At 44.1% G+C, this 18,866-nt stretch carries 16 protein-coding genes; 6 read left to right on the top strand and 10 right to left on the bottom strand.

What is annotated here, in order from left to right; translation table 11 throughout:
• Positions 1 to 329: 329 nt before the first annotated feature.
• The gene (locus ACXAFM_RS19365; protein WP_474832100.1) at positions 330 to 1,094 is read right to left on the bottom strand and encodes an SDR family NAD(P)-dependent oxidoreductase; all 765 of its coding nucleotides are present in this window, start codon (positions 1,092 to 1,094) and stop codon (positions 330 to 332) included.
• A gap of 49 nt (positions 1,095 to 1,143) precedes the next feature.
• A complete protein-coding gene (locus tag ACXAFM_RS19360) occupies positions 1,144 to 2,055 on the bottom strand; it encodes a haloalkane dehalogenase (RefSeq protein ID WP_474835847.1) in 912 nt (303 codons plus the stop codon).
• A gap of 245 nt (positions 2,056 to 2,300) precedes the next feature.
• Between ACXAFM_RS19360 and ACXAFM_RS19355 the strand changes: the two genes are divergently transcribed.
• The 3 genes from ACXAFM_RS19355 (at position 2,301) to ACXAFM_RS19345 (ending at position 7,575) form a co-directional block, all read left to right on the top strand.
• Positions 2,301 to 4,424 (top strand): 3-hydroxyacyl-CoA dehydrogenase NAD-binding domain-containing protein, encoded by a 2,124-nt coding sequence (locus ACXAFM_RS19355; RefSeq protein ID WP_474835845.1) that lies wholly within the window; start codon positions 2,301 to 2,303, stop codon positions 4,422 to 4,424.
• A gap of 160 nt (positions 4,425 to 4,584) precedes the next feature.
• Positions 4,585 to 5,766: an acetyl-CoA C-acyltransferase gene (locus ACXAFM_RS19350; RefSeq protein WP_474835843.1), complete on the top strand. Its 1,182-nt coding sequence runs from the start codon at positions 4,585 to 4,587 to the stop codon at positions 5,764 to 5,766.
• A 9-nt stretch (positions 5,767 to 5,775) separates the two neighbouring features.
• Positions 5,776 to 7,575, top strand: coding sequence for an acyl-CoA dehydrogenase C-terminal domain-containing protein (locus ACXAFM_RS19345; RefSeq protein ID WP_474835841.1), 1,800 nt, complete (start codon positions 5,776 to 5,778; stop codon positions 7,573 to 7,575).
• A 546-nt stretch (positions 7,576 to 8,121) separates the two neighbouring features.
• Here the strand turns inward: ACXAFM_RS19345 and ACXAFM_RS19340 are convergent.
• The 4 genes from ACXAFM_RS19340 to ACXAFM_RS19325 form a co-directional block, all read right to left on the bottom strand.
• Positions 8,122 to 8,520 (bottom strand): DUF3718 domain-containing protein, encoded by a 399-nt coding sequence (locus ACXAFM_RS19340; protein ID WP_118495189.1) that lies wholly within the window; start codon positions 8,518 to 8,520, stop codon positions 8,122 to 8,124.
• A 341-nt stretch (positions 8,521 to 8,861) separates the two neighbouring features.
• Positions 8,862 to 9,260 carry a DUF3718 domain-containing protein gene (locus ACXAFM_RS19335; protein WP_039224045.1) on the bottom strand — a complete coding sequence of 133 codons (399 nt, stop codon included), beginning with the start codon at positions 9,258 to 9,260 and terminating at the stop codon, positions 8,862 to 8,864.
• Between the two features lie 357 nt (positions 9,261 to 9,617).
• The gene (locus ACXAFM_RS19330) at positions 9,618 to 10,574 is read right to left on the bottom strand and encodes a sugar-binding transcriptional regulator (protein WP_474835839.1); all 957 of its coding nucleotides are present in this window, start codon (positions 10,572 to 10,574) and stop codon (positions 9,618 to 9,620) included.
• Positions 10,567 to 11,262 (bottom strand): HAD family hydrolase, encoded by a 696-nt coding sequence (locus ACXAFM_RS19325; protein WP_474835837.1) that lies wholly within the window; start codon positions 11,260 to 11,262, stop codon positions 10,567 to 10,569. The genes ACXAFM_RS19330 and ACXAFM_RS19325 overlap by 8 nt, the downstream gene beginning before the upstream one ends.
• Before the next feature lie 458 nt (positions 11,263 to 11,720).
• On the opposite strand from ACXAFM_RS19325, the gene ACXAFM_RS19320 reads away from it, so the two are divergent.
• Together ACXAFM_RS19320 and ACXAFM_RS19315 are read left to right on the top strand one after the other, a co-directional pair.
• On the top strand, positions 11,721 to 13,436 hold the full coding sequence (locus tag ACXAFM_RS19320) for a purine-cytosine permease family protein (protein ID WP_474835835.1): 1,716 nt from the start codon (positions 11,721 to 11,723) through the stop codon (positions 13,434 to 13,436).
• A 10-nt stretch (positions 13,437 to 13,446) separates the two neighbouring features.
• Entirely contained in the window at positions 13,447 to 14,964 is a 1,518-nt protein-coding gene (locus tag ACXAFM_RS19315; protein ID WP_474835834.1) for a mannitol dehydrogenase family protein, read from the top strand.
• A gap of 149 nt (positions 14,965 to 15,113) precedes the next feature.
• Here ACXAFM_RS19315 and ACXAFM_RS19310 read toward each other — a convergent pair whose 3' ends face one another.
• On the bottom strand, positions 15,114 to 15,506 hold the full coding sequence (locus ACXAFM_RS19310; protein WP_474832073.1) for a DUF3718 domain-containing protein: 393 nt from the start codon (positions 15,504 to 15,506) through the stop codon (positions 15,114 to 15,116).
• Between the two features lie 223 nt (positions 15,507 to 15,729).
• Positions 15,730 to 16,632 (bottom strand): LysR family transcriptional regulator, encoded by a 903-nt coding sequence (locus ACXAFM_RS19305; protein ID WP_474832071.1) that lies wholly within the window; start codon positions 16,630 to 16,632, stop codon positions 15,730 to 15,732.
• 233 nt (positions 16,633 to 16,865) lie between these two features.
• Here ACXAFM_RS19305 and ACXAFM_RS19300 point away from each other — a divergent pair, with 233 nt between their 5' ends.
• Positions 16,866 to 17,318 carry a MaoC/PaaZ C-terminal domain-containing protein gene (locus ACXAFM_RS19300; RefSeq protein WP_474835833.1) on the top strand — a complete coding sequence of 151 codons (453 nt, stop codon included), beginning with the start codon at positions 16,866 to 16,868 and terminating at the stop codon, positions 17,316 to 17,318.
• A 158-nt stretch (positions 17,319 to 17,476) separates the two neighbouring features.
• On the opposite strand, the gene ACXAFM_RS19295 is transcribed toward ACXAFM_RS19300, so the two are convergent.
• Complete coding sequence (locus ACXAFM_RS19295) at positions 17,477 to 17,641, bottom strand: entericidin A/B family lipoprotein (protein ID WP_081765829.1); 165 nt, start codon at positions 17,639 to 17,641, stop codon at positions 17,477 to 17,479.
• Between the two features lie 18 nt (positions 17,642 to 17,659).
• On the bottom strand, positions 17,660 to 18,643 hold the full coding sequence (locus ACXAFM_RS19290) for a mechanosensitive ion channel family protein (RefSeq protein WP_474835832.1): 984 nt from the start codon (positions 18,641 to 18,643) through the stop codon (positions 17,660 to 17,662).
• Positions 18,644 to 18,866 lie beyond the last annotated feature (223 nt).

Genomic DNA, 18,866 nt, shown 5'->3' with positions numbered 1-18,866 from the left:
TTCCTTCATATTTACAAGCGCAGGTTGGGCTTCTTGCGCGAAACTGCAATTCATCAACGAATGTGCTAGAAAAAGTGCGATAGCTAAAAAACTGTTTATATTTGGCCTTATCATCACATTTTTTCTCTTTTTTGTTCAACGTAAACGCTAGACAAACTGATTAAATACTACTTAATTCGATATTGATGGCTGAGGTGGTTGCACCCACCTCATTCATCGGCTTTGTTTGTTCACTTTCATTACACCGAATGTGGAATGGAATCGAAACATTAGGTGTTATACAAGGGTATTTTTTTATATACCTTTGTGCCTAATACTCAAGCAATACATCACCATGCGGTAACGCCTCCGTCTACTGCTATGGTTTGTCCGTTCATGTAAGAGTTGCCAGGGGAAAGCATCAGCATCATTGTGTTTACGATTTCTTGAGGCTCGCCCAAACGTTTCATTGGGCTGCCCATGCCAAGCTGTTCTCGAGCCTCAGGGGTGTTGTAACCATCTACGTTTAAAATATTAGTTGGGCTGTAAAAGGGGCATATGGCATTAACGCGAACATTTTTACGGCCATACTCCACAGCTGCTGTACGGGTTATTCCTGACACCGCATGCTTTGCTGCAGCATAAGCACCGCCTTTAGGGGCTCCACCTAGTCCCGCTAGTGAGCTTACATTTAAAACATGCCCTTGCTTTTGTGCAAGCATAACGGGTATTTGGTACTTCATTCCAAACATAACGCCTTTCACATTCACCGCAAACTGCGAATCCATGATTTCCTCTGTCATTTGATGAATTGGCGCTGGGTTATGCGCTATACCTGCATTATTTACGGCAATGTCTAGTTTGCCAAAGGTTTCCATGGCTTTTTCAACCAGCGCCTTATTTAGTGACTCGCTTGCTATATTGCCGGCTAGTACCACGACGTCAGTGAGTGCTTTTACATCTTTTTTCGTTTCCTCAAGTGCGGTTTCATTGATGTCTGAAAGAACGAGTTTCGCCCCTCGGTTGGCAAGACCTAGCGATAACAGGCGGCCAAAACCACTGCCTGCGCCGGTAATTAATACAACTTGTCCTGAAAAGTCGAGTAAAGCGTCCATGGTTATCTCCTAATAGTTAATAGTGTCATGTCGGTTGAAAGTCTCGTTACTAAAGCTGTGTATTATGGATAAACTGAACAAGCAGGTTGGCCAGCAGTTCTCCTTGGTCTTCCTGAATAAAGTGACCACCGTTTTCTATCTGTGTATGGGCCATGCCATTACAGCCGGGAACGAGCTTTTGAAATACTTTTTCTCCACCTTTGGTAACAGGATCACTATCACCAAATGCCGTAATAAAAGGTTTATTGTATTGCTTCAGTTTTTCCCATGCTTTTCTATTTGCCTGCGCCTCAGCATTATCGGGGATTGTAGGAACTAAAAGAGGAAACATGCGGGCTCCCGCTTTGTAGCTTTCGTCAGGGAAGGGGGCGTCGTAGGCAGCCAGCGTTGCTTCGTCTAATTCGGTGGTTGTTGCATTTTGAATAATGGTTGAAGTGGGGAATTCGGGCACGTCCTGAGAGAAACGACGCCACTTGATGAAAGCATCACTAGGCGCATGGTCGCCGGTGGGCAGTCCAGTATTAGATACCATGACACCTGAAAAACGCTCAGGCATATCGGCGACAAGTCGCAGGCCTAGTAAACCTCCCCAGTCTTGACAAAAGAGTGTAACAGGGCCCTTAGTAGCCTGTGAAAACCAGTCTTTTAGCCATATCACATGACGAGCGTAGGAGTAGTCCTCCTTTCTTACTGGTTTATCTGAGCGTCCAAAACCAATGAGATCCGGCGCAATGACATTGAATCCCGCATCAGCCAATATGGGCATCATCTTACGGTACAAATACGCCCACGTCGGTTCGCCGTGCATTAATAGCACGGTAGGTCCGTCTTTAGGTCCACATTGATAATGGGCCATTCTTATTTCACCGCTTACTGTGTCAGTTATTTCAGTGAAACGGGGTGGGTAAGGAAAGTCAGTGATTTTATTAAAGGCGCTTTCCGGTGTTTTAAGCACTTGCATAGCCAATCATCCTTTTGTAAATAAAATGTAATTACAAGTGTTGCCCGATTAACAAAAACACCGGTTTTATTTTATGTCAAATAAACCTTAGGCAAGGTGGGACAGGCTCTGCGCAGAGAAATGAATTCACAAAGGGGCTGGCGGTCAATATTAAATATTATGATAAATGTCTATAACACCAATAAACTTGGATGATTGACAACACTGCAATAACATCCAGTTAACGTGATAAACAGGACATGGTTATGACTGAGATGGAAAATAAAGCCGTAGAATATGCAGTACAACAGGGTGTTGCCACGCTGACAATGCAAAGTGCACCCGTTAACGCGCTGTCACGCGCTATCAGAGTAGGGTTGATAGAAGGCATAAACAATGCACTAAATGACGACAGCGTAAGTGCCATTGTTATTACTTCTTCACTACCTATTTTTTCGGGTGGAGCTGACATCAGCGAATTCTCTGGTGGCGATTTGTCTCCCATGCTGCCTGAGGTACTAGACAAGATTGAAAATGCGTCTAAGCCAGTTGTTGCCGTCCTCCCTGGACCCGCATTCGGCGGTGGCCTAGAAGTGGCGTTAGCTTGCCACCATCGCATCACCTTTGCTGAGAACAAAGTAGGCCTACCTGAAGTTAACTTAGGTATTCTGCCTGGAGCAGGTGGCACCCAACGACTTCCTCGCTTAGCCGACGCGCAAACGGCGCTAGAAATGATAGTAACCGGCAAACCAACGTCGGTGGTCAAACTTCCAGGTGTCTTCGACAAAATTTCTGATAAGCCTGAGCATTTACTTGAAGATACAAAAGCGTATTTACAAGCATTAACGCCAGATAAAGCGATTAAACGCACCAGTGACATCACGCTATCCATGTCTGACGAAACGCAGGCGGTGTTTGACGCAGTAGCTGCACAAACTAAAAAAGCGACCCGTGGTTTCTTTGCTCCATTAAAATGTATTGAAGCGGTACGCGGTGCTTACACACTCGCTTTTGAAGATGGCCTTAAAAATGAAGGCAAGCTTTTCATGGAGTGTATGAATACGCCACAGGCTCGTGCTCAGCAGCATTTCTTTTTTGCTGAACGTGCAGCAGGCCATGTGAGTGATTTCGACAAAAATACCCCTGAGCGCAGCATTGAGAAAGTTGCCATTATCGGCGCGGGAACAATGGGCGGTGGTATCGCTATGAACTTCGCCAATGCTGGCATTCCAGTTACCATGCTCGAGCTCAAAGAAGAAGCGCTAGAGAAGGGATTGGCGCTTATTAGAAAGAATTACGAAAATTCAGCGAAAAAAGGCAAGTTAACTCAAGATCAGGTAGAGAGCCGCATGGCACTGCTTTCAGGTACTACGTCGTATGACGATTTAGCTGATGTTGATCTTGTCATAGAAGCGGTTTTCGAAAAGATGGAAGTAAAGAAAACCGTATTCTCGACGCTAGATAAAGTGTGTAAGCCGGGCGCTATTTTGGCTTCGAACACATCGACGTTGGATATTGATGAAATTGCTACTGCCACATCACGTCCTGAAGACGTGATTGGTCTTCACTTCTTCTCGCCAGCGAATGTAATGAAGCTACTTGAAGTGGTTAAAGCTGAAAAGACATCTGCTGAAGTTATTAAAACTTGTATGAAGATGGCCAAGAAAATCAGAAAAGTCGCTGTTTTGGTTGGCGTGTGTTTCGGGTTTGTGGGCAATCGTATGATTGAGCCTTACGGCCGTGAAGCGAATCGATTATTGCTAGAAGGAGCAACACCTGAGCAAGTTGATCGGGTTTTAACCGAGTTTGGCATGCCAATGGGGCCGTTCACTATGGGTGATATGGCTGGATTAGATATTGGCTACTATGTACGACAGTCCCGACAAGAGCACATTGCACACGACCCCGCTTACGGTGCAGTGGCAGATCGCTTGGTAGAAAAGGGGCGTAACGGACTTAAAAGCGGACGCGGAGCTTACAACTATGAACCTGGCAGTCGAGTTCCTGTCCCAGATCCAGAAGTACTAGAAATTGCCAAGCAAGAAGCAGAACGCCTAGGCGTGGTTCAGCGTTCAGACATTAGCGATGAGGAAATTCTGGTTCGCGTCATGTACTCATTGATTAACGAAGGTGCTGCCATCTTAGAAGAAGGCATTGCAGCTAAATCTAGCGATATCGATGTAATTTATGTTTACGGCTACGGCTTCCCTGTGTATCGCGGCGGCCCTATGCAATATGCCGACGAAGTAGGGCTAGGCACTATCTTAGATAAGCTGACTACCTATCGTGATCAATTGGGTGATTACGGAAAAATGTGGCTTGAACCAAGTGATTTGTTGGTGAAATTGGCCCATAGCGGCGGCACGTTTAAAAGCTATAAAGCGAAGTAGACATAGCTCTTGTTAGCGAGAATTAATCGACGGTGAGAGCTAGCGATAGCTTTCGTTACCCGACATCCGAATTTGGTAAAGCTAGGTAACTTCGAGAAGAAGCACATAGGCCTAGATAAACTTTGGCTGAACTTTCAGCCCAACTGAAAGGAACATGAAAATGCGCGATGCAGTTATCGTAAGTACAGCACGTACGCCAATCGGGCGCGCTTATAAAGGTGCACTGAACAATTTACCAGCCCCTTCATTAGGTGGCCATGCCATTCAAAACGCAGTAGCACGCGCAGGGATCGACCCTACCAGTGTCGACGACGTGGTAATGGGCGCAGCGCTAACCCAAGGCAGTGGCGGCATGAATATTGGCCGCTTGGCTGGGTTGGCTGGTGGTTTACCGGTCACCGTAGCGGGTATGACACTCGACCGCCAATGTAGTTCTGGCATGTATGCCATTGCTACCGCAGCGAATTCAATTCGTACAGGCGATACCAACATAATGGTTGCGGGTGGCTTAGATTCTATCTCTTTAGTGCAAAACAAAAATATGAATATGTTTCGTGCAGTAGACCCTGCACTGGTTGCTAAGCACAAAGATATTTATATGCCAATGCTTCAAACTGCGGAAGTAGTAGGTAAGCGCTACAACATCAGCCGTGACGTACAAGATGAATACGGTTACCAAAGCCAGATGCGCACAGCCGCGGCGCAAGAAGCGGGCAAGTTTGACGATGAGATTGTCCCTATCACAGCAACACAAGCTGTATTCAACAAAGAAACAGGGGAAACTTCTGAACGCGAAGTAACTTTGTCGAAAGACGAGGGTAATCGCCCTGAAACAACGCTAGAGGGTCTTAAAGCACTCAACCCTGTCATCGAGGGCGGATGTATCACGGCGGGTAATGCAAGCCAGCTTTCTGATGGCGCAAGCGCGACAGTTATTATGGATGAGCAATCAGCGGCGAAGGGCAATGCTCAACCTCTTGGCATTTATCGCGGGATTGCAGTGGCAGGCTGTGAGCCGGATGAAATGGGGATTGGCCCAGTGTTCGCCATCCCTAAGCTATTAAAGCAGCATGGATTAACCATGGACGATATCGGTCTATGGGAGCTTAACGAAGCGTTTGCAGTACAGGTACTGTATTGCCGCGATAAATTAGGCATTCCAGACGAATTATTAAACGTAAACGGCGGTGCCATTTCTATTGGTCACCCATACGGCATGAGCGGTGCTCGCATGGTGGGTCATGCACTCATCGAAGGTAAACGACGCGGTGCGAAATATGTTGTTTGCACCATGTGTATCGGTGGCGGCATGGGCGCTGCTGGTCTATTTGAAGTAATATAGGTATTGGGTATGGAAGGTTATAAAGCTCCACAACGTGACGCCATGTTTGTAACACATGAGCTATTAGATTATCAAAATCACTATCAGAAACTGGGCTTCGAAGAAGTATCTGAAGACCTAGTGTCGGCGATTTTTGCTGAAGCGGCCAAATTCTCTGAAAACACGCTTGCGCCTATCAACGCGTCGGGCGATGAAGAAGGGTGTAAATGGGTAGACGGTGAAGTTACTACGCCAAAAGGGTTTAAAGAAGCTTACCAAACATACGTAGAGGGCGGTTGGCCCAGTATGTCCCACCCAGAAGAGTTTGGTGGTCAAGCGCTACCTTATTCACTGTCTTCTATTATTGCAGAGTGGTTCTCTGGTGCTAACCATTCCTGGGCGATGTATCCGGGCCTGAGCCAGGGATGTATGGAAACCCTTAAGGCTCACGGTACTGAACTTCAGCAAAAAATGTTTCTAGAGAAACTGGTTAGCGGTGAGTGGACAGGCACAATGTGCTTAACTGAAGCGCACTGTGGCTCTGACTTAGGTATGCTTAAATGCCGTGCTGAACCTCAGGAAGACGGAAGCTACAGCTTAACGGGCACCAAGATTTTTATCTCTGCTGGTGAGCACGATATGTCTGAGAATATTGTACACATCGTGTTGGCTCGCCTGCCTGATGCGCCTGAGGGGACTAAGGGGATCTCTTTGTTCGTTGTGCCTAAATTCAACGTATCTGAAGACGGTGAAAAACAGGATAGAAATGCAGTAAGTTGCGGCAGTATTGAACATAAAATGGGTATTAAAGCCAGCGCAACTTGTGTTATCAACTTTGACGGTGCTAAAGGCTTTTTGATTGGCCCACCTAACCGTGGTCTGAACTGCATGTTCACCTTTATGAACACTGCGCGTATAGGCACTGGCCTTGAGGGCTTAGCTGCATCTGAAGCCGCTTTCCAGGGCGCTCTGCGCTACGCGAAAGATCGTATTCAGTTTCGCTCACTAACTGGGCGTAAAAACCCTGATGGCCCTGCTGACCCAATAATTGTGCATCCTGATGTGCGCCGTATGCTACTAACACAAAAAGCGTTTGCTGAAGGCAATCGTGCGCTAGCGGCTTATTGCATGCAAATGGTTGACGTCACGCTCTACGGCGATGATGCAGCAGAAAAGCAGGTCGCAGAAGCTAAACTTGCTTTCTTAACGCCTATTGTTAAAGCGTTTTTGACCGAAACGGCTCAAGAAGCAACTAGCTATGGCATGCAGGTTTACGGCGGCCATGGCTTTATTAAAGAGTGGGGCATGGAGCAGCTAGCTCGCGATACACGTATCTGCACCATGTATGAGGGTACAACGGGTATTCAAGCTGTTGACTTACTAGGCCGCAAAGTAATGGGTTCTAACGGCGAGCTTTTGAACGTATTCGTACAAGAAGTTCGTGACTACTGTAATTCACTTCGCGACAACGCGCAGTTTAGCGCTTGGACGAATGCTCTGAACTCTCACCTTGATGAGTGGCAGCAAATCACCATGGATATTGGTAAAGCTGCGGCGTCTAACCCAGATGAGATTGGTGCGGCGTCTGTTGACTACCTAATGTACTCGGGCTATGTAACCGTGGCTTACTTCTGGCTTAAAATGGCGGTGAAAGCGCAAGAACAACTTGACGCAGGAAGCACAGAAGTCGAGTTCTATAAGAGCAAAATACTAACAACGGGCTTCTACTTTGACCGATTGTTGACACGTACTCGCTCACTGGTTTCTGCAATGCAGTCAGGTGCTGACAACTTAATGTCTATGCCAGAGAGTATGTTTGCTATCGAATAGTGACATAACAGCTAAACAGGTGCGTTGAGAAAAGGCGCACTAAAGGCCGAGCAAATAATGTAGCCGAACAAATATGGTGGCATTATTTTACTCGGCCTTTTTGTTTTTGTAATACTGAATAGAAGGAATAATACCAATCCGCATAGGTTATTGCCCACTCAGAAGGCGCTGGTATGCTTCCTAGTAAAGCGTGGGAATGCAGTAATGGCTTTACTCTCTCAAATTCTAAATACGCAAAGGTTTGGGAGGCTCTATAGATTATTTATTCGCTGACCAACGCTATTATTGTGGAGAGACTAGGATGATGCGGTTGAATTAAGAGCACAAGATAAAATTGAACACAAGGTTCCCTTAATAACAAAGCTTTTCAATCCGAGGGGCGCCACATTGGTTACACAGAGAAATGCCAGAGTGGGTGTAAAAAGAAGTGAATTATTTTATTGGGGCCTAAAAAAGGGTGAGGCCCCTAAAAAGGGGCCTCCAGTGCGGCGTCCTGCCGCTACCATGTTGAACCGATGTATCACATGGTGTGACTAATTTTTTGTATTAAATTCTGCCGTCAAGCTCAGCTGAAATAGGTGAACTTTGAAGACCTTGCTCAGCAATCCAAGCTTGTAAAGTTTTGCCGTCTGACTCTGGCTGAGCCAAATCTTTACTTGGCATTTTCTTAACTAGCAGAGTACCCACTTCAACGGCATTGTTTGTAATCGCCGTGCGAATAAGGCTTTGGCCGTTACAAGAAATGCCAGAGTAGTAATCGCGAAGCTTTAGTTTGTAGTCTGACTGAACGCTACGCATTTTCTTGCGAAGTTCGCCTTTGTCATCTGCTTGAACAATAGTGCAAATATTTGCTAGTGCTTCGTTAATGTCATTAGCCTGAGCTGCGTTAGAGAAAGCTAAAGTAGATGCTGCAATTACTAGAGAAGTTTTAACGATTTTCAACATGGTTAAATTCCTTCGATTGTTGTTATTAAGATTGTGTTTGTTCGTTGAGATGTATTAGACCTTAATCTAAGTGGCTGAAAAACATATCGTAAAATAACAAGGTATACCAAAGTATACTTATTGCCGTGAATTCCGATTCTAGAAGGTAAATCAAATTACTTTTTCTACTTGGTTCACTGCCGATAAATCAAACGTGGGGGGAGGGCTGGCAGCTATCTATGTGGTTTGGTAGTAGCATGGGTCACAGACAATAAAAAAAGGCCCCGTAGCAGTGGGGCCTCTCAGTGCAGCATTAGCTGCTACCATGTTGAATCGATTCACATGGCAATGTGAAAGATGTACTAAATTCTGTCGTTTAGCTCAGCTGAAATCGGTGAGCTTTGCAGACCTTGCTCAGCAATCCACGCTTGCAGTGTTTTACCGTCAGCTTCTGGTGCTTGTAGATCTTTACTTGGCATTTTCTTGACTAGCAGCGTACCAACTTCAACCGCATTGTTTGAAAGTGCAGTTCTGATTAAGCTTTGACCGCCACAAGATATGCCTGAGTAGTAATCGCGAAGTTTAAGTTTATAGTCTGATTGCACACTACGCATTTTTTTGCGCAATTCACCCTTATCATCTGCTTGAACGATAGTGCAGATGTTAGCTAGCGCTTGGTTTATATCATCAGCTTGTGCTGTGTTAGAGAAAGCCAAAGATGATGCTGCAATTACTAGTGAAGTTTTAACGATTTTCAACATGGTTAAATTTCCTTAGTTTGTATTATTAATCGGTTTGTCTGTTCGGGATTAATTAAAAAACAAACAAGGCGATTAAAAAATACTCACTCGAATAACAGAGTATGTCGACTAATACCTTATACTAAAGGTGTAAGTGGTTGAGGGAGCGCTATAGCCTTTAGTATATAAGGCATTGGTGAGATAGACGGCGGTTTAGAATTTATTGTTAAAGCACCAAATAAAGTGCAAAAAAACAGCGTTTGATGCCGTTTTTTTGCATTTTAACTATGTCGAAAAGCGAATTAGCGCCCAGTCAGTCTTAGTGGGTTGCCACTAAAAGCACATCAAAGTCCTTTGTTTACTCGGTGAAAGATTGTGTTAAATTTCGAGTAATGCTGATGCTGTTCGCTCCGTTGTGATAAGGCCATTTAAAAACTTAGAGCGAAGTGCGCCCCTTATCGCTTTAAATTTACTATCGCCCGCCGCCACGCCAATAACAGGCTTTTCTGGCGTAGCTTTCAATTTAAAGCTCGTTACTCTTTCATTTATATCGCATTTTATGAGTGCACCTTCTTCATTAAAGATCCAACTTATGATTTCGCCACATGCGCCAGAGTCAGACAATACGCCTAATTCGTCATCGCCGATAAAGCCGTCTTTGTAAAGCGGTGACACGCTACCTAAATTGCCGATACCGACAAAACTAATATCCGCCTGCTCAGCAAGCGCGTGAATGCGTGAAATATGCTGTTGTTGCTGCCACACTTCGCGTTCTGACTTACTTGAGGCTATAACTGGTGTCGGCATGGGGTAATGCTGCGCTTTTACCCTATCAGCAACGTGAACGGCAACATCATATCGTGTAGCTTCGCCGTTATCTGCAATATTGCCTACTAGCGACACTATTTTATGCTGGGGACAATGAAGAATAGATAGTTCATCTGCACACGCTCGAAGAACGCGCCCTGTGCCAAAAGCAATGGTTTGTGGCGTATCAAACTTGAGGGCACGCTCTATGGCGGCAGCGCCTGCTTGGCCGAGTCCCTGTGTGGAGTTAGGATCGTCGTCAACGTTGGGTACCACTTCGCAAAATGTAAGCCCGAATTTTTCTTTAATCCCTTGCGCCAACTCCATGCATCTGGCTATGGGATGCTCCAAACGCACCTTAACCAAGCCTTCTGACATAGATAATGCCACAAGACGCTGAGCGCTCTGACGTGATGTATTGAGGGTCTTTGCAATTTCGTCTTGTGTTTTGCCCCCAACGTAATACATCCATCCTGCTCTTGCGGCTTCGTCTAGTTTGTTGAGTTCGTTTTGTGCTTTCTTACTCATTTATTTTTCTCGCGTCGAAAATGTCAGGGAGAAGAGAATGAAATTCGTCCCATGAATTGAGTGATTTACTGTTATTTGGAATATCAGCTTTTATATCGTTATGTAAATGTGCACCACCGGTAAAATGAAGGCAGGGCATATTGGCGGCTACTGCTGCGGCTAAACCGGGCTGAGAGTCTTCAATAACTAAGCAGTTTTCAGGTTTTATACCCATGGTTGCCGCAGCATGTAAAAACAGGTCGGGTGCTGGTTTACCATTCTTTACCATAGAGCGCGTGAAAATACGTCCCTCAAAATAAGCGAAAAGGCCGGTGCTTTTTAACGCTTTAGTCGTTCTTTCGGGAGAACTGCTTGTGGCAACACAATAGGGAATGTGGCGGGCATCAAGGTTTGTTAATACGTTATTGATGCCTGGTGTCCTTCGCAACGAGTGCTCAAACTTTTCATAGAGCAAAGCGTGAAAGTCCTCTTTAACCACCTCAGTCAACTCAAAGCTGAAGTCGGTTTTTAGTATCTTTTCTACGTGTTCTACGCTTTTACCAAGAAAGTGAGCGATAAAGAACTGCTTCGATAAAGAAATGTTATAGTCCGCTAGAATTTCCTGCCAAGCTTCCATAGACAGCACTTCGCTATCAATGAGTACACCGTCACAATCAAAGATCACTAACTTTACGGTAGTTGTTTGCAAAGGTTACCTTTCCTCATATCAAAAACACCAGTTATACGAAGATTTCACTACCAAAAGGAAAAGAACATACCATCAACTTGGTAATGACATAATAAAACAGCGTGTACATTTGCCTAAGTGTAAAGTAATTGGTGCTTTGCTTTCTACCATTTAAAACACTTTAGTAATAAGCATGTCGCAAGCGCATCTTTAATATTCAATTCATTAACAATTGTTGCTTCGCCAATATCCCTTAAGTTCAAAGGATTAGCGTTTTAATAGCGCTTTATTGGCGAAAAAATAGCAAATAATATTGTGTTAAATTTGTACTTACATCGCACTTTGTTTTGTTAATAGGTATTTACAATTCCATTTCCATGTGCAAATATCTACCGAAATGAGATATGTCCCACATGGTGAGCGAATGCTCAAAAATGATTTTTAATAAGGGACGGCCACCTACAACAAGAGATTTGAAGATGAAGTCAACGTCGAGCGATATTGATATTTCACAGGTAAGCGATGAGCAACTCCCTGTCGCTAAACATAGATTAAAGGGATGGAAGCATTTCATGGGCTTGTATGCCGGTGAACATGTTGCCGCAACAGAATTTGTTTTCGGTGCAACGTTTGTCGCCCTAGGCGCCACCATGACCGACATCTTGTTAGGCTTACTTATTGGTAACCTACTGGCGGTTTTAAGCTGGACACTAATCACTACACCTATCGCTGTTGAAACCCGTCTAAGCTTGTACTCCTATCTTCAGAAGATAGCGGGCGATTCGATGACAAAGCTCTATAACTGGGCGAATGTGATCATATTCACTGTAATATCTGCTGCGATGATCACAGTATCGGCAACGGCCGTGCGCTTTGCATTAAATATTCCTGCACAGTTGAACTGGTACCCGACTAACTTAGCCTTTGTTGCTGTAGTTCTAGCAGTAGGGGTTATCGTTGTGTTTGTCGCCATGTACGGGTTTAACGCCGTATCTGACTTCTCCCGCATTTGTGCACCTTGGCTGTTCACTATGTTCATCTGTGGTCCACTTATTCTTATGCCTGCACTGGCAGAATCTGTAATAGGGCAAACGTTTTTAACATCGTGGAACGACTTTATGCACATTGGCAGTACGTCGGTGTGGACGGGATTAACACAAAGCGGTGAGCCAGGGATTGGTTTATTAGAAGTTATTGGCTTCTCTTGGGCAGCGAATACCATTACGCATTTTGGTCTTATTGATATGGCGCTACTTCGATTTGCAAAGCGTAAGCGCTACGGCCTTTGCACATCAGCAGGTATGTTGTTCGGTCATTATATCGCATGGATTTCAGCGGGTATTATGGGCGCTGGAACCGCGGTTATCGTTCAAAAATCTATTGTTGAACTCGATCCAGGCGATGTTGCTTTCCACGCGCTAGGTCTATCAGGTCTTGTTATTGTTATCGTTGCAGGTTGGACTACCGCAAATGCTAACCTTTATCGTGCCGGGCTTGCTGCACAAGCCATTTTCAAAGATAAGTCACGTACCAAAACCACTGCCGTTGTTGGTATGGTTACGGTGGCCATTGCTTGCTTCCCATTTGTATTTACCAAGTTACTTCCGCTGCTAACTTATGCTGGGCTACTTGTTGTTCCAGTGGGTGCAATAGTATTCGCTGAGCACATGATTTTCCCTCGAATTGGGTATACACGCTACTGGGCACATTATCAAAGTCTTACTCATAGCACGCCAGCGGTTGCAAGCTGGGGCTTAGGACTTGTTTTCGGCTTCGGTTTAAATGCTTTAGATGTAATTTCATTCTATTACCTGTTTATACCAACCTGGTTCTTTACTATTGCAGTATATACTGCGCTTGCAGCCAAGTACGGCGCAAAACAGTCATACCCAGAGCAGGAAGCGCAGGTAGAGGCTTTCGATGCACGCGTTGAAGCGCATCAACAACAAGAAGCTGCGTTAGAAAACGACCACGTTGAAGATATTAGCGCTGTAACCAAGCTATTGCGCTTTACTTCTGTAGCTAGCCTACTTGTGTCCATCGCGCTAGCAATTAAAACTTTTTCTCTTAGTGACACGCTTGCCGTGTACGAATCGAACCGAGATCTATTTTTCAATATTGGGTTCGCGTGCACCGTTATCTATTTCGTTACTGCGTATTGGGCGATGCGTCGCCAAAAAGCGCTTCAAAGCTAATAAGGTTTTTATGCAATCTCAAACGTCTATTTTATTAAACAAAGCTAATTTACCGTCGTTGCCGGCAGGTATTCAGCGCCCAGCCTACGATGTGGAGAATGTTCAAACAGGTATCGTTCACATTGGGGTAGGCGGCTTTCATCGTGCACATGAAGCTATGTACGTAGACAGGCTGATGGCAAAAACCGGCGATTTGTCTTGGGGCATTTGTGGCGTGGGTCTTCGCGAGAACGATCGTGCAATGAAAAAAGTGTTCGATGAGCAAGATAACCTGTACACCTTAGTTGAAAAACACAATGACGGCTCACGGGTTGCGTCTGTTATAGGTGCAATGACAGGATTTATGATGGCAACGGATAACCCGCAAGCTGTCATTGATAAAATGTCTGAGCCTGAAGTGCGCATTGTTTCTTTAACTATCACAGAAGGTGGTTATAACTTTGATGCGTCTACAGGGGAGTTTATTACCACTAACCCAGACGTTATTCATGACATTGAAAACCCCAAAAATCCAAAACTAGTGTTTGGTTATTTGGTTGCTGCTATTAAAAAGCGTAAAGAAAACAATGTTAAGCCATTTACTGTTATGTCGTGCGACAACATTCAGCACAATGGTCATGTGCTGAAAAAAATGTTGCTCGCTTACATCGAGTTATTTGACCAAGCGTTAGCCCAATGGGTTAACGAAAATGTTAGCTTCCCTAACTCTATGGTAGACAGAATTACCCCTGCTACGACAAACGAAGATATTGTTTCGTTAAAAGCGCAGGGTATTGAAGATAGCTGGCCGGTAGTATGTGAGCCTTTCGATCAGTGGGTTATTGAAGATGATTTTTGCAACACTAAGCCACAGTTTGACGAAGTGGGCGCACAGTTTGTTAGCGATGTAGCCCCTTATGAAAAGTTGAAGCTACGCATGCTAAACGCCGGGCATTCAGTACTAGGGCTAGTGGGTTCAGTTGCCGGTCTTGATACTATCCATGAGAGTGTAGAAGCTGAGCAGTTAAAGCAGCTATTGTCTATCTTTATGGAAAAAGAGGTGGTGCCAACTTTAGACCAAGTTGAAGGCATTGATGTATTTGATTATCGCGACACGTTAATCTCTCGTTTTTCAAATCCGTTTATTAAGGATACCCTGGCGCGTATTTGCTTAGAAAGTTCAGCCAAACTGCCAGTATTCTTGCTGCCTACGGTACGCGACAATTTAGTAGCAGGTCGCGATATAAGTATTAGTGCCTTCGTCGTTGCGTGTTGGTCGTATTATTCAGATAAACACGCGTCTCAAGATGGAAAGCCGCTAGAAATTAACGATGTATTGTCTGATACACTTCATCAAGCTGCTCAACAAAACGAAACGGACAGCTTAAGTTTCTTGAAGGTAGAAGAAGTGTTTGGTGAGCTTGCTCAGCAAGAAAAATTTGCTGATGTCTACAAGGTATTCCTTGAGCGTGTCTATCAAAATGAGCCTGTACTTTCGATAAGCGAAGCAATTTCTGAAGAAAAGCTAGCGGTGGCTAAAGCCAGTTAGGTATTAGTTACTCGTAAATAAACAAAAGGAGAGTAAACATTAACTCTCCTTTTTTATGTTGAAAAGAAAAAAGCGACCCGGAGGTCGCTTCTTAAAGTGCAGATTTCTCTGCAACCATGTTGAACTGGTTCACATGGCGTGAAATTGTTCTACAGTCGCTCGTTGAGCACCGCAGCGATAGGGCTATCTTGTAAGCCGTTTTCCGCAACCCAAGCTTGTAAGGTTTTGCCGTCTGCTTCGGGGGCTTGCAAGTCGCTTTTTGGCATCTTTTTAACCAACAACTCCCCGGCTTCCACAGCATTATTAAGCATCGCAGTACGAATTAGGCTATTACCACTGCAGCTAACACCCGAATAGTAATCTTTTAGTTTCATTCGATAGTCAGACTGAACGGCGCGCATCTTCTTTCTTAGTTCGCCTTTGTCGTCCGCCTGAACGATGGTGCATATGTTTGCTAACGCTTCGCTTACGTCTGCGTGTGCTATAGATGACACACCGAAAGTTCCAGCAATAACTAGAGAAGCTTTAACTATTTTCAACATGGCTAATTCCTCAAGTAAATCTTAGTCGTTGTCTTGTTGAGAGAATTAAACGACAAAGCTGAATGAATAAAAATACCCTAGCCAATACTTGGGTATATATCTTTATATCAAATGGGGGGAAAGTTTTATCTGTAATGCAAACTCGTTCTGCGCGCTTGAGTCGAATAATAAAACGCCCCGCGGGAGCAGGGCGTTTTTCAATGCGTGTCAAAAGCGTTTAAAATTAGTGAGGCTTAAAGTTGCTTGCAACTTCCATAATTTGCTCACGCATCCACATATGCGCATAGTCGTGGTCTGCACTGACGTGCCAATATAAATAATATTCTACTGCTGGAAGATCGAACGGCATTTCATAGATGGCAAGGTCGTAGTGTTTGGCTAAATGAAACGGTAAACAGGCTATTAAGTCCGTTTTTACGATAGTACTAGGCACGGTTAAGAAGTGCTGCCCACGCATAACTTCTTTTCTTCGTTTGCCCATTTTGTCGAGTGCAATATCAATAGGACCCGCACCAGATTTACGCTGAGATACGTTGATATGCCCCAAACGCAAGAATGTATCTAAATCCAAACCGTTTTTAAGAGCAGGGTGGTTTTTGCGAGCGAGTACCACAAATCGGTCTTGCGCTATTTTCTCTTTACATAGGTGTGGGTCAGTAAACGTAGACGCATCGGCGAAGAAATCTAGCGTACCTGCAGCCATTGCTGATACTACTTGGCTTCGAGGGATCTCATAATTCGTTAAGGCGATATTAGGCGCTAAATTCTGTAAACGAGACACTAGGCGAGGCATGATACTGGCCTCTAACAAATCTCGGCTGGCAAAGTTAAATGACTTCTCGGCAGTGAGTGGGTCAAACGTGTGGCTTTCTTGGACGCTCTTGCGTAACAATGCAAGCGCCTGCCGGGCTGGCACAATAATGTTCTGTGCTACGGGTGTCGGCGTCATACTGTGACCTGTGCGCACGAAAAGTGGATCGTTCAACATTTCTCTTAATCTGGCTAACGAGTTACTAACCGCTGGTTGGGTGATACACAAGACATCAGCAGCCTTGGTTAAACTACCAGCCGTATAAATAGCGTCGAATACGGCAAACAGGTTTAAATCAATTCTATTGAGATTCATAACTAGTCCTTTACGGGCGACTACCCTAATAAAAAAAGCCAACAAATGAAGAACCGCTGTTGTTTTCACAGCGAAAAACGAGCAACTATAGAGACTGTTGCTACATAGCGTCTACGAATAATTTACGTTAGTGTAACAAGAATATTTATAAATACCTATTATTAAAAGTTAATTGAAACATTCAACTGAATAATAGTAGTTTCATCGTTAATAAATGGAGATTGGACTTAGTTATGAAGACACTTTTAGATTTATCGGTTGGGGATGTGCTTGAACAAGCTGATTTTTTAACTGTAACTCAAGACATGATTAATCAATTTGCTGATGCCACAGGTGATCATCAATGGATTCATCTAGACACAGATCGCTGCGAAAAAGAGAGCCCATTTAAAACAACCATTGCGCACGGTTTTTTAAGTGCCAGTCTTATGCCCAAAGCTTTTGGTGAGGTACTCGCTCCATGCGACAAAATTGCCTCAATGATAAATTATGGCATAGATAAACTTCGATTCCTTGAACCAGTCAAATGCAATGACGGGTTAAAATACCAATTTAAACTTGTTGATGTAAGCGATAAGCCCCAGGGTAAGCTCTATAAGGTAGAGGCTAGCTGTGTATTGAAGTCGAGCGGTAACCCTGCACTCGTAGGAAGCTTTTTAATGTTAGCGGTCATGAAACCACAATAGTAACCGAGCCATGGTGATGAGCCGCGAGATTCTAGCGCTTAAAATCGAAGGAAAAGGGTGTTACATATCTTACGCTCAGCTAATTAACAGTTAGTGATCAAAAAAGGTCAGATAAGGAACGGCCTTGTCTGACCTTATCAGGTAGCACGATAACCGGCTTAATTTGACGCTTCTTGTGCACCTTCTTCAACAGCTTCGCCTGCACTTTGAATATCTTCACCAGCGCCCTCTATAGTCGCGCAACCGCCCAAGCTTCCAATACTCGCTGCAAAAATCAGTGCTAGAAACGTATGTTTACGTGTTGTTGAATTTAACATTTCCATTTTGTTTCTCCTTAGGTTTTACTCATCATCGGCATGATTTGAATTATCAGCCGCGTTTTCGTCACCGTTTGTTTGTGACGATGAATCATCATTCGATGGACTTCGCTCATCGAGCTGCTTAAGCATGGCGTTAAGCTTATCACCACCTTTTGCATTAAAATCTAATGTTCTGATTGGGAATGGGATGAGAATATCATTGTCTTCAAGCACGGTTTTGACTGTATTAATGGCGTCATGACGCACTACCATGAACCCTGGCTCTCCGGGATAACGGATCCAAAACCACAGCAATAAATTTATACTCGAGTCGCCAAATGATTCCGCGTAAACAGCCGTTTCATCTTTTTTGATTACGTAGTCTTTATCGTTCATTGCATCAGTTATAAGGTTGGCGGCTGTTTCGATATCGTCGGCATAAGAAATTCCAACAGGGATTTCTATTCTTCGATATCCTAAGCTAGAGTAATTTGTCAGTATATTGCGGAATAAAATCTTGTTAGGGATGACTTCAAGTTGGCCATAGAAGGTCTCAACAAGAGTATTTCGAAGATTTATTTCTTTAACATTTCCAAAAACCCCTTCTGCTTCTATAACATCGCCTATTTCAAAGGGTTTTCTAATACCCATTGCTATGCCAGCGATGAAATTTTCAGTCATATCTTGGAAAGCAAAACCGATAGCAAGGCCAACAATACCTGCACCAGCAAGAAGGGATGTGACTGTACCTTTCAGGCCAACAAAATCTAGCGCGATAAATATACCAGCGACAAGAACTAGAGCCTTAATTATAGATGTGAGAAGACCGGCGATCTGACGAGACTCGAAGGTACGTCGCATCAGTTTGCCTGCAACGTTTCCTACCATTTTAGCGATAAGACCAAAAACAATCGCGATGACAAATGCAACGACAATGTTAGGCAATAAAGTAATTGCACCTTCTACCCAGCTTTCAAGCTTTTCAGTTAGAAGCTTATATATTTCATCTATCTCAGGAAACTCCATAAATCCCGTTACCGTTTTCGAATCATGCTCTACAGTGATTCAAGAACTGTTCCTGTTACTAATTTTTTGTAACTCTATGAAATTTATTCAAAAATGAGTTTTCTGTCTTTCTAACAAAAATAAATTAGTGAATAAATTACGCACTTAGCGCAAGTTCTTCTCATTAATCTTTCACTTTCGCTATCAAATGATTCCTGGCAACTAGCCTTTAGATTAAGTGGTT

The organism is Alteromonas sp. ABD4_190 (genome assembly GCF_056160105.1).
Note: the sequence above shows the minus strand (reverse complement) of the source record. Positions and strands in the feature narration are given on the sequence as shown.

What these genes read in the sequence shown, in the direction of transcription:
- ACXAFM_RS19365 (WP_474832100.1), bottom strand. Translation starts at nt 1,094, where the DNA reads ATGGACGCTTTACTCGACTTTTCAGGACAAGTTGTATTAATTACCGGC.
- ACXAFM_RS19340 (WP_118495189.1), bottom strand. Translation starts at nt 8,520, where the DNA reads ATGTTGAAAATCGTTAAAACTTCTCTAGTAATTGCAGCATCTACTTTA.
- ACXAFM_RS19345 (WP_474835841.1), top strand. Translation starts at nt 5,776, where the DNA reads ATGGAAGGTTATAAAGCTCCACAACGTGACGCCATGTTTGTAACACAT.
- ACXAFM_RS19315 (WP_474835834.1), top strand. Translation starts at nt 13,447, where the DNA reads ATGCAATCTCAAACGTCTATTTTATTAAACAAAGCTAATTTACCGTCG.
- ACXAFM_RS19335 (WP_039224045.1), bottom strand. Translation starts at nt 9,260, where the DNA reads ATGTTGAAAATCGTTAAAACTTCACTAGTAATTGCAGCATCATCTTTG.
- ACXAFM_RS19320 (WP_474835835.1), top strand. Translation starts at nt 11,721, where the DNA reads ATGAAGTCAACGTCGAGCGATATTGATATTTCACAGGTAAGCGATGAG.
- ACXAFM_RS19310 (WP_474832073.1), bottom strand. Translation starts at nt 15,506, where the DNA reads ATGTTGAAAATAGTTAAAGCTTCTCTAGTTATTGCTGGAACTTTCGGT.
- ACXAFM_RS19295 (WP_081765829.1), bottom strand. Translation starts at nt 17,641, where the DNA reads ATGGAAATGTTAAATTCAACAACACGTAAACATACGTTTCTAGCACTG.
- ACXAFM_RS19305 (WP_474832071.1), bottom strand. Translation starts at nt 16,632, where the DNA reads ATGAATCTCAATAGAATTGATTTAAACCTGTTTGCCGTATTCGACGCT.
- ACXAFM_RS19290 (WP_474835832.1), bottom strand. Translation starts at nt 18,643, where the DNA reads ATGGAGTTTCCTGAGATAGATGAAATATATAAGCTTCTAACTGAAAAG.
- ACXAFM_RS19360 (WP_474835847.1), bottom strand. Translation starts at nt 2,055, where the DNA reads ATGCAAGTGCTTAAAACACCGGAAAGCGCCTTTAATAAAATCACTGAC.
- ACXAFM_RS19330 (WP_474835839.1), bottom strand. Translation starts at nt 10,574, where the DNA reads ATGAGTAAGAAAGCACAAAACGAACTCAACAAACTAGACGAAGCCGCA.
- ACXAFM_RS19355 (WP_474835845.1), top strand. Translation starts at nt 2,301, where the DNA reads ATGACTGAGATGGAAAATAAAGCCGTAGAATATGCAGTACAACAGGGT.
- ACXAFM_RS19300 (WP_474835833.1), top strand. Translation starts at nt 16,866, where the DNA reads ATGAAGACACTTTTAGATTTATCGGTTGGGGATGTGCTTGAACAAGCT.
- ACXAFM_RS19350 (WP_474835843.1), top strand. Translation starts at nt 4,585, where the DNA reads ATGCGCGATGCAGTTATCGTAAGTACAGCACGTACGCCAATCGGGCGC.